15 protein-coding genes are annotated in these 14,080 nt (G+C 67.4%); 5 read left to right on the top strand and 10 right to left on the bottom strand.

Going from position 1 to position 14,080, the window contains the following annotated elements:
- Positions 1-21: 21 nt before the first annotated feature.
- From ACFOYU_RS25020 to ACFOYU_RS25040, 5 genes are all read right to left on the bottom strand, one after another.
- Entirely contained in the window at positions 22-1,023 is a 1,002-nt protein-coding gene (locus ACFOYU_RS25020; RefSeq protein ID WP_377035635.1) for an adenosine kinase, read from the bottom strand.
- A gap of 104 nt (positions 1,024-1,127) precedes the next feature.
- Entirely contained in the window at positions 1,128-1,556 is a 429-nt protein-coding gene (locus ACFOYU_RS25025; protein ID WP_226738380.1) for a helix-turn-helix domain-containing protein, read from the bottom strand.
- Positions 1,557-1,560: 4 nt separating this feature from the next.
- Positions 1,561-2,124, bottom strand: coding sequence for a Smr/MutS family protein (locus ACFOYU_RS25030; protein WP_377035636.1), 564 nt, complete (start codon positions 2,122-2,124; stop codon positions 1,561-1,563).
- Positions 2,121-3,299, bottom strand: a complete 1,179-nt coding sequence (locus tag ACFOYU_RS25035) for a murein transglycosylase A (RefSeq protein ID WP_377035637.1) — start codon at positions 3,297-3,299, stop codon at positions 2,121-2,123. The genes ACFOYU_RS25030 and ACFOYU_RS25035 overlap by 4 nt, the downstream gene beginning before the upstream one ends.
- Positions 3,296-4,012, bottom strand: coding sequence for a Tim44/TimA family putative adaptor protein (locus ACFOYU_RS25040; RefSeq protein ID WP_226738374.1), 717 nt, complete (start codon positions 4,010-4,012; stop codon positions 3,296-3,298). The genes ACFOYU_RS25035 and ACFOYU_RS25040 overlap by 4 nt, the downstream gene beginning before the upstream one ends.
- A gap of 261 nt (positions 4,013-4,273) precedes the next feature.
- Here ACFOYU_RS25040 and secB point away from each other — a divergent pair, with 261 nt between their 5' ends.
- Positions 4,274-4,768 carry a protein-export chaperone SecB gene (gene secB / locus ACFOYU_RS25045; RefSeq protein ID WP_226738372.1) on the top strand — a complete coding sequence of 165 codons (495 nt, stop codon included), beginning with the start codon at positions 4,274-4,276 and terminating at the stop codon, positions 4,766-4,768.
- Between the two features lie 555 nt (positions 4,769-5,323).
- On the opposite strand, the gene dnaQ is transcribed toward secB, so the two are convergent.
- Genes dnaQ through ACFOYU_RS25070 form a run of 5 tightly spaced genes read right to left on the bottom strand, consistent with a single transcriptional unit; the run spans position 5,324 to position 8,971 of the window.
- A complete protein-coding gene (gene dnaQ, locus ACFOYU_RS25050) occupies positions 5,324-6,049 on the bottom strand; it encodes a DNA polymerase III subunit epsilon (protein WP_226738370.1) in 726 nt (241 codons plus the stop codon).
- Entirely contained in the window at positions 6,049-6,663 is a 615-nt protein-coding gene (gene coaE, locus ACFOYU_RS25055; RefSeq protein ID WP_377035638.1) for a dephospho-CoA kinase, read from the bottom strand. Before coaE ends, dnaQ begins: the two co-directional genes overlap by 1 nt.
- The gene (locus ACFOYU_RS25060; protein WP_377035639.1) at positions 6,660-7,508 is read right to left on the bottom strand and encodes a shikimate dehydrogenase; all 849 of its coding nucleotides are present in this window, start codon (positions 7,506-7,508) and stop codon (positions 6,660-6,662) included. The genes coaE and ACFOYU_RS25060 overlap by 4 nt, the downstream gene beginning before the upstream one ends.
- 12 nt (positions 7,509-7,520) lie before the next feature.
- Complete coding sequence (locus ACFOYU_RS25065; RefSeq protein WP_377035640.1) at positions 7,521-8,138, bottom strand: Maf family protein; 618 nt, start codon at positions 8,136-8,138, stop codon at positions 7,521-7,523.
- 2 nt (positions 8,139-8,140) lie between these two features.
- Complete coding sequence (locus ACFOYU_RS25070) at positions 8,141-8,971, bottom strand: pyruvate, water dikinase regulatory protein (RefSeq protein WP_226738362.1); 831 nt, start codon at positions 8,969-8,971, stop codon at positions 8,141-8,143.
- Between the two features lie 378 nt (positions 8,972-9,349).
- Between ACFOYU_RS25070 and hemE the strand changes: the two genes are divergently transcribed.
- The 4 genes from hemE to ACFOYU_RS25090 all read left to right on the top strand — a co-directional run bounded on the left by hemE (position 9,350) and on the right by ACFOYU_RS25090 (position 14,074).
- The gene (hemE, locus tag ACFOYU_RS25075) at positions 9,350-10,387 is read left to right on the top strand and encodes a uroporphyrinogen decarboxylase (protein ID WP_377035641.1); all 1,038 of its coding nucleotides are present in this window, start codon (positions 9,350-9,352) and stop codon (positions 10,385-10,387) included.
- A gap of 1 nt (position 10,388) precedes the next feature.
- Complete coding sequence (gene hemJ / locus ACFOYU_RS25080) at positions 10,389-10,814, top strand: protoporphyrinogen oxidase HemJ (RefSeq protein ID WP_226738358.1); 426 nt, start codon at positions 10,389-10,391, stop codon at positions 10,812-10,814.
- Positions 10,815-11,115: 301 nt separating this feature from the next.
- Positions 11,116-12,381: a transcription termination factor Rho gene (gene rho / locus ACFOYU_RS25085; RefSeq protein ID WP_226738356.1), complete on the top strand. Its 1,266-nt coding sequence runs from the start codon at positions 11,116-11,118 to the stop codon at positions 12,379-12,381.
- 283 nt (positions 12,382-12,664) lie between these two features.
- The gene (locus ACFOYU_RS25090) at positions 12,665-14,074 is read left to right on the top strand and encodes a DUF2254 domain-containing protein (protein WP_377035642.1); all 1,410 of its coding nucleotides are present in this window, start codon (positions 12,665-12,667) and stop codon (positions 14,072-14,074) included.
- The last annotated feature ends 6 nt before the right edge of the window (positions 14,075-14,080 follow it).

The following is a 14,080-nucleotide window of genomic DNA, read 5'->3' on the forward strand; positions in this document are numbered from 1 at the left end:
GCTCGGGCCGAAGATCCTGTTTCAGGCCAGCAGCCCCTGCTGACGGGCGAGGTCGCGCAGGTCGGATTGCGGACGGGCGCCGAGGTGGCTGATGATCTCGGCCGCCGCGAGGCCGCCGAGGCGGGCGCAGTCGACGAGGTCGAGGTCCTGGGTCAGGCCGGCCATGAAGCCCGCCGCGAACAGATCGCCCGCGCCGGTGGTGTCCACCACGCGCTCCACCGGGAAGGCGGGGACCGCCTTGGTCTCGCCGCGGCTGACCACGAGCGCGCCGTCCGCCGAGCGGGTGATGGCGCCGAGCACGTTCTCCTCCCGCAGGGCCGCGAGCGCCGTATCGGCGTCCGACGTGCCGTAGAGGCTCTGCAGCTCGTGGATGTTGGCGAAGAGGATGTCGAGGCTGCCGTCGCGCATGAGGCCGAGGAACTCGTCGCGGTAGCGGTCGACGCAGAAGGCGTCTGAGAGGGTGAGCGCCACCTTGTTGCCGGCCTCGTGGGCGATCTTCACGGCCTTGCGGAAGGCCTCCTTGGCGGCCGGCGGATCCCAGAGATAGCCTTCGAGATAGACGATGCCCGAAGCGCGCACCGTCTCCGGGTTCACGTCGTCGGGGGTAAGGTTCTGGCAGGCGCCGAGATAGGTGTTCATGGTGCGCTCGCCGTCGGGCGTCACCAGGATGAAGCTGCGGGCCGTGGCCGGGCCGTCCTGGGCCGGGATCACGTCGTAATGGACGTCGATGGCGTTCAGGTCGTGGGCGAAGAGGCGGCCGGTCTCGTCGTCCTTGACCTTGCCGATGAAGCCGGCCTTGACGCCGAACGAGGCGACGCCCGCCGCCGTGTTGGCGGCCGACCCGCCCGACACGATGATGGCCGGCCCCATGTCCCCGTAGAGCTCCTCGGCCCGCGCCTCGTCGATGAGCTGCATGGCGCCCTTGTGGACGTTCTTCTTGAGGAGGAAGGCCTCGTCCGTATGGGCGAGCACGTCAACGATGGCGTTGCCGAGCGTGAGCACGTCGATGCGATTCTGGGACATGAGCAACCGAAAGTTTCAGGGAAAGGGGCGCTTTCGCATCCAAAGCCGCGGCGGTCAAGGTCGGGCGCCGCGTCCCCGGCGGTCCGCAGGGCCGGGTCGGGATCCTAGCCGGGGGAGGAGGACGACTGGATCGAATCCTGCGCCTTGTCGAGGAGGGACGCCACCCGCCGGCTCCGTTCCTGCGCCTTGTCGAGGATCGTCAGGATGGCTTCGAGCTCGCTTTCGGACAGGCCGCGGATCTCGCGGGCGAGGCGGTTGGCCAGAAGGGTGGCGCGCGGGTCGCAGCTCGCGGTGTCGATCTTCACCCGCGGATCCGAGACGTCGGCCAGCCGGGCCAGCTCGTCGGCCTCGTCCCAGATGATGTTGAAATATTGCAGGACCCCCTGGATCAGGGTCCAGGTCGGCTTGCCGCGTTCGCCCCGCTCCAGGGCCGACAGATAGGCGCTCGACACGCCCAGATGCGCGGCCATGTCCTTCAGGAGGAGCCCGCGTTCGCGGCGCAGCTGCCGCACCCGTTCGCCGAAAGGAGTCATCCGTTCATCCCGCGCCCCGCCTGCGGCGAAGCCTGACATAGAGTGCACCGGATCCGCCATGCTGGGGAGAGGCTTCTTCGAAGCCAACCACAAGAGATCTGAGATCGGGCAGGCGCAGCCAGTGCGGCACCATGCGGCGCAGGACCCCGCGCTCCTCGAAAAGGCCCGGCCCCGCCGCGCCGCCCTTGCCGGTGATGACGAGGACGATGCCGTAGCCCGAGCCCTGCGCCCGATGAAGGAAGTTGATCAGCGCGTAATGGGCCTCTTCCTGGCGCATCCCGTGCAGGTCGATGACGCTGTCCACCTGCCGGGTTCCGCGCCGAAGGGCCTTCACGGTCTTGCGCTCGAGGGGTGCGAGCGGCGTCACGGGCGGCTTCCGGGGCAGGGACGGCGAGGGGGAAGGCGCGAGCACCACCTCCCGCACCGGCGCGGTGGCGGTCGCCGGCTGTTCCTCCGGCTCCGGCTCGGGCGGCGGCAGCTTGCCCTTGAGGGGTTTGACGCTCCGGACCACCTGGCCCCAGAGCCGTCGCTCCTCGGGGCTGAGCGGACGGGACCGGCGCTTGGTCATGGATCGAGGCGAGGCTTGAGGACGACGAAGCGCGTCCGGTGGCGCAGGAGCCCGGCCCGGGTCCCGGCGTCGGGGCCGCTGCCGAAGAAGAAATCGCCCCGGGCCGGCCCGACGATGGCGGAGCCCGTATCCTGCGCGATCATGAGCCGCCGCAGGGGCTCGGCCCGGTCCAGGGTCACGGGCAGTTCGCCCTCCAGCCAGAAGGGCAGGCCGTAGGGCCACAGGGAGCGGTCGACCGCGAGGCTGCGGCCGGGAACGAGCGGAATGCCGGCGCCGCCGATGGGCCCGTCCTCGGGGGCGAGCTCGGCCGCTTCGCGGAAGAAGATGTAGGACCGGTTCTGCCGCATGAGATCGCGGGCGGGACCCGGATGATCCTTGAGCCAGCCCATGAGCTTTTCCAGGGTCATGGTCTCCAGGTCCATCTCACCCCGCTGCACCAGCAGGCGGCCGATGGAAGTGTAGGGACGGCCGTTGCGGCCCGCATAGGCCACACGCATGACCGAGCCGTCGTCGAGACGAATCCGGGCCGAGCCCTGCACGTGGATGATGAAGGCCTCGCCGGGCTCGCGCAGGTAGACCACCGGCTTGGCCTTGTCGCCGAGGGCGCCGTCCTCGATGGCGGCCCGGTCGGGATAGGGCTCATGGCCGTCGGAGGTGCGCCGGGCGGCCTGGAGAGCCGGGTCGATTCCCGGCAGGGTTTCGCCCTGGGGGATGGTGACGAGATCGTCGGGCCGGTCGAGCAGGGGCACCTTGTAGGTGGAATCCGGCCGGCGGCTGCCCCGGAACTCGGGTTCGTAGTAGCCGGTCAGGAAGCCGTCGCCCGATTCGGGGCGGATCAGGAAGGGCTGGAAATGCCGCTCGAAGAAGGCGCGGGCCTCGGCGCCGTCGAGGGCAGGGGTCTCGAGGGCCTCGCGGCACACGGCGAGCACGCCCGCATCCGGCTTCTGCGCCGGCCGCAATTCGGCCGCCTGAGCGTCGAGGGCCCGGCACGACCGGAGAAAGGCCCGGAAGGCTTCGCCGTGGTCGTCCCCGTCCCATCCGGACAGATCGGAAAAGGACAGGGCTTCGAGCTGCGCCTTGCCCTCGAGCGGCGATACGGCATCTGCGGGCATGGTCACGATCCAGGCGAGAAGACAGGCGAGCCCCCCGAGAGCGGCCCGGGCCCCATGCCTCATTGTCCCGCTTCGGTGGCGACGAGCAACCAGTTGGGGTCGCGGTTCCCGAGGGTGCGGGCGAAGGTCCATACGTCGGTGACGTCGACGACCGCGTCCGGGCTGCCGTCCACCACGGCGCCGGAGGCGTCCCGGGTCGCGGTGATGAGCTTGGACAGGAAGCGGACCACGATCTGGGCCTGCTTGCCCTGGACCTCAGCCCCGACCATCTCGGCCCTGTCGATGGACACGAAGGTGGTTTCCACCTTCTCGCCCCGCTGCTCGCGCTCGGTGATCGCGCGCTCGAAGCCTTCATAGACCTCCTTCGACAGGAGATCCTTGAGGGTGCGGCGGTCTCCCTGCGCGAAAGCCGTGACGATCATTTCGTAGGCCGACTTGGCGCCCTCCAGGAAGCCTGCCGGCTCGAAGGCGGGTTCCGCCCGGGTGATCTCGGTCAGGGCCTGGGCCATCGGGGTGCCGGGCTCGGCGATGCCCTTCCAGCGTTCGGCCAGGTTCTCGGGAGCGGGGCGGGACCCGTTGGCGCCGGGGAGACGGACCACGTTGTCCTGCTCGGCGGCCGGATTGCCGGGCCTGAGGCCGGCATCGCGGCGCGAGAGCGGATCCATCGGCGGCTGCTCGTTCCCGGTCTTCTGCCCCAGCACGGAGCGAAGACGCCAGATCACGAAGACGGCGAGTACGATAAAGATAAGGGTCGTGATGTCGAAGGAATCCTGCATCGTCGATCCGTTGTCGGCTTGCCCGATCCTGACGCGTGATGCGCCAAGGTTGCCCCGGCCAAAGCGAAGGGTGATCTTTCGCATATGGGGTCCATGGGTCGTAACATCCACCTCTCCCTTGGACAAGCGAGGGAGAAAGCTGAATCTTGTTCATGGGATGGAAGCATGGTAGCGCGGGAGCGATAGCCCGTTACCTCGCCGGCGCTTTCCCGAAGCGCTCCGTCCGGGCCCCCACCACCGATCCATCTGGGAGCAAGAATCATGGCCGACAACCCGGCAAACAACGGAGCGCAGGAAGGCGGCATGCCCTCGCTCAACGCCCTCGCCCAGTACTGCAAGGATTTCTCGTTCGAGAACCCCAACGCGCCCCGTTCGCTGCAGCAGCAGTCGGAAGGCCCGCAGATCAGCCTGCAGGTGAACGTGAACGCCAAGCAGCTCGACGCGGCCGATTTCGAGGTCGACCTGACCCTCGAAGGCAATGCCAAGATCGGCGACAAGGACGTGCTGTTCGCGTTCGAGCTGACCTATTCGGGCGTGTTCCGGGTCCAGAACATCCCGCAGGACCAGCTGCACCCGGTCATCATGATCGAGTGCCCGCGCCTGCTCTTCCCCTTCGCCCGCCAGATGGTGGCCGACGCGGTCCGCAACGGCGGCTTTCCGCCCCTCTACATCGACCCGATCGATTTCGTGGCCCTCTACCGCCAGCGCGCCGCCGAAATGCAGGGGCAGCAGGGCAACCAGACGGCCCTGTCGTAAGCGCGACGCCCGGCCCGGCCGGGACAACACGTTTTCGTGACGACATCCCGGCGCGGCAGCCAGCTTCGCCGGGATTTGTTTTTTCCGGCCCTCCTCACCGCCTCGCAAGAAGCGCTGCCGGGCTCTCCTTCCCCACGGACCTCGGGCCTGCCGGAGTTCGCCGGAAACTCAGTCCTGCTCTCCTCCCCCTTGTGGGGAGGAGGTGGAGGTGGGGGTGTGGGCGATAGCCTATGAAGGTGTGGCGCCGGCACCCCCACCCTGGCCCTCCCCACAAGGGGGAGGGAAGGAGGTCGCGCCAGACAGCGCCAGATCCACGAAGGCCGCAACCGCTCCCACCCTCATCCTGAGGAGCCGCGCAGCGGCGTCCCGAAGGAGGGTCCAGGGCACTCCGGAGACGCCCTCTCCCTCGAGGCGGTTCTGGATGACGGCTGCGGGTGGGGCCGATGAACAGCGACGACCGGAGCGCAAGCGAATCCCTCATTCGAACCTGACGGCCCGATCTCTCGCAGGAAGAGGCGACGGGGCATCACAGCCCTCGCTCCCGAGGCGGATGCCTCAGGCCTGGCCTTCGGCCGGAGGCTCGCCGAGATAATCGCGCCAGAGGGCGCTGGAGCCGAGGGACTGGATGAAGGCCTCGTGGGCCTGCCGCTCGGCATCGGTCAGCCGCGAGATGACCTGACGCGGGCGGGTTTCCCGCGAGGAGGCCGCCCCCATTCGGGCAAGGCCGGCCTTCGCGGACGGCTGCAGGGTCAGGTCGAAGCCCACCTGCTTGCCGCCGATGAGCTCGATATAGACCTCGGCCAGGATTTCGGCGTCGAGGAGCGCGCCGTGCTTGGTGCGCTTGGAATTGTCGATGCCGTAGCGGGAGCAGAGGGCGTCGAGGTTGTTGGCCGCGCCCGGATGCTTGCGCCGGGCCATGGACAGGGTGTCGACCACGTCGGAAAGGGCGATCTGCGGGTGCCCGGTGCGGGCGAATTCCGCGTTGAGGAAGCCCACGTCGAAGGCCGCGTTGTGGATGACGAGCCGGGCATCGCCGACGAATTCCACGAACTCGTCGACGACGTCCTTGAACACCGGCTTGTCGGCCAGGAACGCGTCCGAGAGCCCGTGGACCGCGAGCGCCCCGGCGGAGACCGGGCGCTGCGGATTGATGTAGACGTGGTAGCTCCGCCCGGTCGGGATGTGGTTCAGGAGTTCGACGCAGCCGATTTCGATCACCCGGTCGCCGTTGGCGTGATCGGTGCCGGTGGTTTCCGTATCCAGAACGATTTCGCGCATCATCACCCGTGTCCCTGTCGCCCGACGCGGCCCGGCCGGCCGGCCAGGCAGGCGAGAATGGACCGGGCCTGGGCTTCCGCCGAGGCGAAGCCGCGGCTCGTGTCCAGAACGAAATGGGCCCGCGCCCGCTTGTCCGCGTCCGGCATCTGTTTGAGCAGAATCGCCTTAAATTTCTCCTCCGTCATCCCCGGACGAGCCATCACCCGCTCCCTTTGCACAGAAGCCGGGGCCGTGACCACGAGAACGGCGTCGCACCGGACCTCGCCGCCGGTCTCCAGCAGGAGGGGAATGTCGAGCACCGCCACCGAGGCCAGCGCCGACACCCGGCGCAGAAAGGCCTCCTCCTCCTCCCGCACCAGCGGATGGACGATGGCCTCCAGCGCCTTCATGCGCTGCGGATCGCCCAGAACCGCCGCGCCGAGCTTCGGCCGGTCGACGATGCCGTCCGCGACCGTGCCCGGGAAGGCCTTTTCGATCAGCGGCGCGGCCCGGCCCCGGTAGAGATCGTGGACCGCCGCATCCGCATCGTGGACGGGAACGCCGAGCCGCCGGAAGATGGCGGCCGTGGCCGACTTGCCCATGCCGATGGAGCCCGTCAGTCCCAGCACGAAGGTCATGAGCGCCCCTCGAGATCGGCCACGATCAGCGCCCGCAGTTCCGGCGTCACCTCCGGCGTCACGCCGAACCAGCGGGCGAAGCCCGGCACCGCCTGGTGCAGCAGCATCCCGAGCCCGTCGACGGTCCGCAGGCCACGCGCCTCGGCCGCGGCGAGCAGCGGGGTCCTGAGCGGCACATAGACGATGTCGGCCACCACGGCTCCATCGGGACTTATCCCCAGATCGAGGTCGAGCGGCGGCTGTCCGGCCATGCCCAGGGAGGTGGTGTTGACGACGAGCCCCGCCGTGGCCAGCGCCGCGTCGATGTCGCCCCAGGGGAGAGCCTGGAGGGAGGACGGCCCGTCATCCCTCAGGTCTCGGACCAGTTCCTCGGCCTTCGGCAGGGTCCGGTTGATCACGAGAAGGCGCGGGATGCCCCGGTCCTGCAGCCCGGCCACGATGGCCCGCGCCGCCCCGCCGGCCCCGACGATCAACGCCGTGTCCACAGCTTCTTCCCAGCCTTGTCCCAGGCTCCGGTCGAGATGGGCCGTGAAGCCCAGCACATCCGTGTTGTCGCCCCAGATCAGGCCGTCTTCGCGCCAGAGGGTGTTGACCGCCCCGAGCCTCTCGGCCCGCTTCGTCCGCCGATCCACCCCCAGGCAGGCGGCTTCCTTATGGGGAATGGTGACATTGCCGCCGACGAAGCCCCGCTCCGGAAAAGTCTTCAGGAATTCGCCGAAATCGGCCGGCGCCACGTCGATGCGCTCGTAGGAGCCCTCGATTCCGTACTGCTTCAGCCAATGGCCATGGATCAGCGGCGACCGGGAATGCTTGATCGGGTGCCCGACGACGAAAGCCTTCTTCATGAACGACGATCCCTAGAAAGCCAGATGGCCGAGCCGACGCAGGGCGGCGAGGAGCGGGAGGAGGGGAAGCCCGAGAATGGTCGAGTGGTCCCCCTCGATCCGGTCGAAGAGGTGAATGCCGACGCCCTCGACCTGATAGACGCCCGCGCTCTTCAGGACCTCCGGCCCGGCCGCATCGAGATAGGCCTCGATCGCCGCGTCGCTCAGGGGACGCATGGAGAGAAGGGCCGTCTCCACGAAGCTGTCGACGAGTTCCCCGTTCCTGGCGAGCGCCACGGCGGAATGCAGGGCATGGCTGCGGCCGGACAGGCTTTGCAGCTGCGCCCGCGCCGTCTCCCGGCCGTCGGGCTTGTGCAGGGCGATGCCGTCGCGGTCGAGAACCTGATCGGCCCCCAGGACGATCCGCTCCGGCGCCGCGCGGCTGACCGCCAGGGCTTTCTCGGCGGCGAGGTGAAGGGCGAGGTTCTGCGGACCGAGAGCCCTTTCCTCCACGGCCGCCTCGACGGCGCGCTCATCGACGCCCGAGGCCCTGGTCTCGACGGGAAGGCCCGCGCTTTCGAGCAGGGTGCGGCGGGTCGCGCTGGTGGAGGCCAGGAGAAGCGGGGCGGATCCGGTCCAGAGGGCGGTCATGGTCACTCCGCGATGAAGCGCAGGCGGTGGTCGCGGTAGAAATCGAGGATCGCGGCCGCGGTCTCCTCGATGGACCGGCGCGTCACGTCGATCACCGGCCAGTTGTGGCGCGCGAACAGCCGGCGCGAGGCCGCGATCTCCTCCGCCACCGCGTCCCGGTCCACATAGGAGGTGTCGTCGTCGGCCTTCAGGCTCAGGAGCCGGTTCTGGCGGATCTGCACGATGCGCTCCGGGGTGGCGACGAGGCCGACGATCAGCGCCTTCCTGGCCGTCTCCAGGATGCTCGGCGGCGGCACCCCCGGCACCAGGGGAATATTGGCGGTCTTCATGCCGCGATTGGCGAGGTAGATCGCCGTCGGAGTCTTCGAGGTCCGGCTGACGCCCACGAGAATCACGTCCGCATCGTCCAGGTCCTGGGGCAGGTGCCCGTCGTCGTGGAGGAGGGTGAAGTTCATGGCGTCGATGCGCTTGAAATATTCCGCGTTCAGCATGTGCTGGGCGCCGGGCCGCGCCGTCGAATGCGCCCCGAGATAGGACGAGAGCAGCGAGTGCACCGGCGCGAGCACGGAGAGATGCGGCGAGCCGGTGGCGCGGCAGACCTCCTCCAGGCGGGAGGCCAGGTCCTGCTCGACCAGGGTGTAGAGCACGATGCCGGGCGCGGTCTCGATCTCGGACAGCACCCGCTGGAGCTGGGTCTGCGACCGGACCAGGGGATAGACGTGCTCGATCGCCGCGATTCCCTCGTATTGCGCCACTGCGGCGCGGGCCACGGTGATCAGGGTCTCGCCCGTGGAATCGGACACGAGATGGAGATGGAAGTAGCTGCGCCCCACGAAAGTCCTCCCGGACAAGGAGTCGATGAGTGTGGATAGTTCGCTTGTCGAGCCAGGTCCAGGGCAGGGGCCTGTGGGAAGTCCCCTTCCGTCATCAACAATGGTTTCTCATGTGTGAACGCGGAATCGGGACCTTGGGAGAATCCGGCACGAATCGGTCGCGGAATGTCGACTCGGATCTCGCCGGCCGCCGTTAGGGATCTGTTAAGGTTTAAGAATTCGGTAATGATTGTGGCGGCCCGGCCCCATCCGTAAACGAAGCGTTAACGGAACGGGCCGTGTGGACCGGCTGTGGACGGACTTGCGGCTTTACGATTCACGGCCCAAGAGAAAAAACAGAGTCTAAGATTCAAGAATTATTCTTTTAAGAGAGGGCCTGTGAGCGAGCGTCCCACCAAAGCGATCCTGCGTGTCCTGAACGGCGAACCGGTCTGGCCCTTGCCGATCTGGATCATGCGCCAGGCAGGCCGTTATCTGCCGGAATACCGGGAGACCCGGAAACAGGCCGGATCCTTCCTGGATCTGTGCTACAACCCGAGACTGGCCGAGGAAGTAACGCTACAGCCTATCAGAAGGTTCCAGTTCGACGCGTCGATCCTGTTCTCGGACATCCTGGTCATTCCCCATGCCCTCGGCCAGGACGTGCGCTTCGCGGAAGGCGAGGGTCCGAAGCTCGACCCGGTCACCTCTCAGGCCGATTTCAGCCGCCTCAAGGACGAGCTGCCGCTGGAGCGCCTCGACCCCGTCTTCGAAACCCTCGACCGCCTGAGCAAGTCGCTGCCGAAGGAAACCACCCTTCTGGGCTTCTGCGGCGCGCCCTGGACGGTGGCGAGCTACATGATCGCCGGCAAGGGCACGCCCGACCAGGCGCCGGCCCGCCTCACCGCCTACCGCGACCCGGCCTTCATGGCCGCCCTGATCGACCGGCTGGTGCGCGCCTCCACCGCCTATCTCATCCGCCAGATCGATGCGGGCGCCGAGGCCGTGCAGATCTTCGAGAGCTTCGGCTCGGCCCTGCCGCCGGCGCTCTTCGACGATCTGTCCCTCAACCCGATCCGCCGCATCGTGGAGGGCCTGAAGAGCGCCCGGCCGCAGGCCAAGGCGATCGTGTTCGTGCGCGGCGGCGGCGCCCATCTTCTCCGCTTCGCCGAAGCCGGGATCGGCGATGCGCTCGCCCTCGACTGGACCCTCGACCCGGCGAAGGTTCTGCCGACCTTGCCGGGGCACGTGGCCACGCAGGGCAATCTCGACCCGCTGGCCCTCATCGCCGGCGGACCGGCCCTGGAGAAGGGGGTCGACCACATCCTCTCCACGGCGAAGGGCCGTCCGCACATCTTCAACCTGGGGCACGGCATCCTGCCGGAGACGCCGGTCGAGCACGTGGCGCAGATGATCGCGCGCGTCCGGGGGGCCTGACATGCTGTATCTCTGGATCAAGGCGTTCCACGTCATCGCTGTGATCGCCTGGATGGCCGGGATGCTCTACCTGCCCCGGCTCTTCGTCTATCACTGCGACGCGCCGAAGGGCTCGATCCAGTCCGAGACCTTCAAGATCATGGAACGGCGCCTGCTCAAGGCGATCATCAACCCGGCCATGATCGTCACCTGGGTGCTCGGGCTAATCCTGGTCTGGCAGGGCGGCTGGTATCTTTCCGGCTGGCTGCACGCGAAGGTGCTCCTCGTGCTGATCCTTTCCGGCGTGCACGGATCGCTCTCGCGCATGGTCAAGGATTTCGCCGCCGACCGGAACAAGCGGCCGCAGAAATTCTACCGCATGATCAACGAGGTCCCGACGGTGCTGATGATCGGCATCGTCATTCTCGTGATCGTGAAGCCGTTCTGACGACGCAGGGCGGCCGCACCCGCTTCTCCCCAGGGGAGGGGCGGCAGGCCGTTCATGGTGCGGTTGCGAACCGTTTTTGCTCCTCGATGAGCGGAGTTTCGCTCAAGGGGCTTGAGGCCAAGCCCGAAAAAGGGTAAAGAAGAATTCTCTTCCCTAAAGACAGGTTGCGCTGCGCGGGGCCGTTGAGGCCCTTCACGTCATGTTTCGTGAACTGGGTGGCCCTGTCGACGTTCCCCTTAATCTCCCCACGCGTTCAGTCTTTTCGTTTCTGCCCGCGAACCCTACCCGAGAGTGTTCCCCGATGAGGGAAATCAAGCTTCAAGACCTGAAATCAAAGTCGCCGACCGAACTCATCGCCTTCGCCGAAGAGCTCGAGGTCGAGAATGCGAGCACGATGCGCAAGCAGGAGCTCATGTTCGCGATCCTCAAGCAGCTTGCGGCGCGCGAGGTGGAGATCATCGGCGCGGGCGTCGTGGAGGTCCTGCAGGACGGCTTCGGCTTCCTGCGCTCCGCCGATTCCAACTACCTGCCCGGCCCGGACGACATCTATGTCAGCCCGAGCCAGATCCGCCGCTTCGGCCTGCGCACCGGCGACACGGTGGACGGCCCGATCCGCGGTCCCAAGGAGGGCGAGCGCTACTTCGCCCTGCTGAAAGTCAACACCATCAATTTCGAGGATCCGGAGAAGATCCGGCACAAGGTTCACTTCGACAACCTGACGCCGCTCTTCCCGCACGAGCGCTTCAAGCTCGAGATCGACGACCCGACCCGCAAGGACTTCTCACCGCGCATCATCGACATCGTGTCGCCCATCGGCAAGGGCCAGCGCGCCCTGATCGTGGCGCCGCCGCGCACGGGTAAGACCGTGCTGATGCAGAACGTGGCGCAGTCGATCACCACCAACCATCCGGAATGCTACCTCATCGTGCTGCTCATCGACGAGCGTCCCGAAGAGGTGACCGACATGCAGCGCTCCGTGAAGGGCGAGGTCGTGGCCTCCACCTTCGACGAGCCGGCCTCGCGCCACGTGCAGGTCGCCGAGATGGTGATCGAGAAGGCCAAGCGCCTGGTGGAGCACGGCCGCGACGTGGTGATCCTGCTCGACTCGATCACCCGCCTGGGCCGCGCCTACAACACGGTGGTTCCGTCGTCCGGCAAGGTGCTCACCGGCGGTGTCGACGCCAACGCCCTGCAGCGGCCGAAGCGCTTCTTCGGCGCGGCGCGCAACATCGAGGAAGGCGGTTCGCTCACCATCATCGCCACCGCGCTCATCGATACCGGCTCGCGCATGGACGAGGTGATCTTCGAAGAGTTCAAGGGCACCGGCAACTCGGAAATCATCCTCGACCGCAAGGTGGCCGACAAGCGCACCTTCCCGGCCATCGACATCACCCGCTCCGGCACCCGCAAGGAGGAGCTGCTGGTTCCGGCCGACACGCTCAAGAAGATGTACGTGCTGCGCCGCATCCTCAACCCGATGGGAACGGTGGATGCCATCGAGTTCCTGCTCGACAAGCTGCGCCAGACCAAGTCGAACCAGGATTTCTTCGATTCGATGAACACCTGACGAAACGTCGGTTGAACCACGACACCGCCCCATCCTCGTCCGCGAGGGTGGGGTTTTTTGTTGCCCGACATTCGCGAGAAGACGGGGAACGCCAGCCTCTCTCCTCCCTACAAGGGGGAGGAAAGACCGTTGCGCTGAACACCGGCACATCCACGCCGACCTTCTGCCGAACGTCCCGCCCTCATCCTCGCTCGTCCTCCTCGCGCAAGGGAAGAGCGTGCCCGGAATCGCCCGTGAAATCAGGCCCGGGGAACAAGCGGGACCGTCGCGAACTTAAGGGGTGATGTCGAACTGGTTTCTCACCCTCTGGGACAATGCCAGGACAGGTCTCTGGCTGGTTCCGTCCGTTCTGATCGTCATCGGAACCGGCCTCGCGATCGCCATGCTTCAGGTGGATGCGGGCTACGGCTCCGAGGACCAGGTTCGGGCGTGGTGGATCAACAGCGGCAGCGGGGAGGATGCGCGCAACCTTCTCTCCACCCTCCTGTCCTCGATCATCACCATGGCCAGCATGGCCTTTTCCGTGACGGTGGTCGCCCTCACCCTGGCGGCCAATTCCTACGGCTCGCGTCTCATCCGGATCTTCCGGGCCGATCTGCGCACCCAGGTCGTGCTGGGCACCTTCGCGATGACGATCGTCTACTGCCTGATCGTCCTGCGTTCGGTCCACGGCGACGCGCCGATGGCGGAGGTCCCGCACGTCTCCGTGACGGTCGGCACGGTACTGGCCCTGATCTGCGTCCTGGCGCTTCTGGTCTTCATCCAGGGCGTGGCCCGGTTGATCGTCGCCGACGAGGTCGTGCGGCGCGTCCGCAGGGAGCTCGACGACACGGTGACGAATCTGGCCCCGCGGTGCGAGGCGACACCGGAGCACTCTCCGTCCGATCTCCCCGAGGATTTCGACGAGAAGGCGGAGCGGATCGTCCTGCCCTATGAGGGCTATGTGCAGGCCGTCGATTACGACGAAATGGTCGCCTGGGCCGAGCGGCACGACGCGATCCTGCGCCTCGACTTCCGGGCCGGCGACTTCATCGTCAACGGCGACCGGCGCGTCCTGGTCTATCCCCCCACGGGCCGGCCCCAGAGGACGCGGGAGGAAATCGGCGAGTTCATCGTGAGCGGGGACGAGCGCACGCCGACCCAGGATCTGGAATTCGCCATCCGCCATCTGGTGGAGATCGCGGTGCGTGCCCTCTCGCCCGGGATCAACGATCCCTTCACGGCGACGGTCGTGATCGACCGGCTGCGGGGCGCCCTGTCGCGGGCGATGGGCCGGAGCCTTCCGCCCGAGACCCTGCGTGACGGCTCGGGACGGGTGCGGGTCTATCGGCAGGTCTCCACCTACGAGGGGCTGCTCGATGCCGCCTTCCATCAGATCCGGCAATCCGGATCGACCCATCCGGCGGTCCTGATCCATCTCCTGGAGGCGATCGCGCGGATCGCCGAGCACACCCATCTGGACGAGCAGCGCCGCGCGCTCATGCGCCATGCGCGTCTGGCCCGGGCGGCCGCCGAACGCGACGTCGGCGAGCCCGAGGACAGGCATGACGTGGAGCTGAGCTACCGGCGGGCGATCCGCGCCTGCGAGAGCGCCGCGAGAACCGCGAGCGAGCACCCATCCCCCGGCTCCTCGGCGTCGCATCCGAGCGGGACAAGCCTCTCCCAGTCGCCCGAGCCGATTTCGAATCCTTGATCCGCA

The sequence above is a fragment of the Microvirga sp. GCM10011540 genome (genome assembly GCF_042650665.1).
GTDB classification, from domain to species: domain Bacteria; phylum Pseudomonadota; class Alphaproteobacteria; order Rhizobiales; family Beijerinckiaceae; genus Microvirga; species Microvirga lenta.

What these genes read in the sequence shown, in the direction of transcription:
- ACFOYU_RS25090 (WP_377035642.1), top strand. Translation starts at nt 12,665, where the DNA reads ATGTCGAACTGGTTTCTCACCCTCTGGGACAATGCCAGGACAGGTCTC.
- hemJ (WP_226738358.1), top strand. Translation starts at nt 10,389, where the DNA reads ATGCTGTATCTCTGGATCAAGGCGTTCCACGTCATCGCTGTGATCGCC.
- ACFOYU_RS25060 (WP_377035639.1), bottom strand. Translation starts at nt 7,508, where the DNA reads ATGAAGAAGGCTTTCGTCGTCGGGCACCCGATCAAGCATTCCCGGTCG.
- rho (WP_226738356.1), top strand. Translation starts at nt 11,116, where the DNA reads ATGAGGGAAATCAAGCTTCAAGACCTGAAATCAAAGTCGCCGACCGAA.
- ACFOYU_RS25065 (WP_377035640.1), bottom strand. Translation starts at nt 8,138, where the DNA reads ATGACCGCCCTCTGGACCGGATCCGCCCCGCTTCTCCTGGCCTCCACC.
- ACFOYU_RS25030 (WP_377035636.1), bottom strand. Translation starts at nt 2,124, where the DNA reads ATGACCAAGCGCCGGTCCCGTCCGCTCAGCCCCGAGGAGCGACGGCTC.
- secB (WP_226738372.1), top strand. Translation starts at nt 4,274, where the DNA reads ATGGCCGACAACCCGGCAAACAACGGAGCGCAGGAAGGCGGCATGCCC.
- ACFOYU_RS25025 (WP_226738380.1), bottom strand. Translation starts at nt 1,556, where the DNA reads ATGACTCCTTTCGGCGAACGGGTGCGGCAGCTGCGCCGCGAACGCGGG.
- ACFOYU_RS25020 (WP_377035635.1), bottom strand. Translation starts at nt 1,023, where the DNA reads ATGTCCCAGAATCGCATCGACGTGCTCACGCTCGGCAACGCCATCGTT.
- coaE (WP_377035638.1), bottom strand. Translation starts at nt 6,663, where the DNA reads ATGACCTTCGTGCTGGGACTGACGGGCTCCATCGGCATGGGCAAGTCG.
- ACFOYU_RS25035 (WP_377035637.1), bottom strand. Translation starts at nt 3,299, where the DNA reads ATGAGGCATGGGGCCCGGGCCGCTCTCGGGGGGCTCGCCTGTCTTCTC.
- ACFOYU_RS25040 (WP_226738374.1), bottom strand. Translation starts at nt 4,012, where the DNA reads ATGCAGGATTCCTTCGACATCACGACCCTTATCTTTATCGTACTCGCC.
- dnaQ (WP_226738370.1), bottom strand. Translation starts at nt 6,049, where the DNA reads ATGATGCGCGAAATCGTTCTGGATACGGAAACCACCGGCACCGATCAC.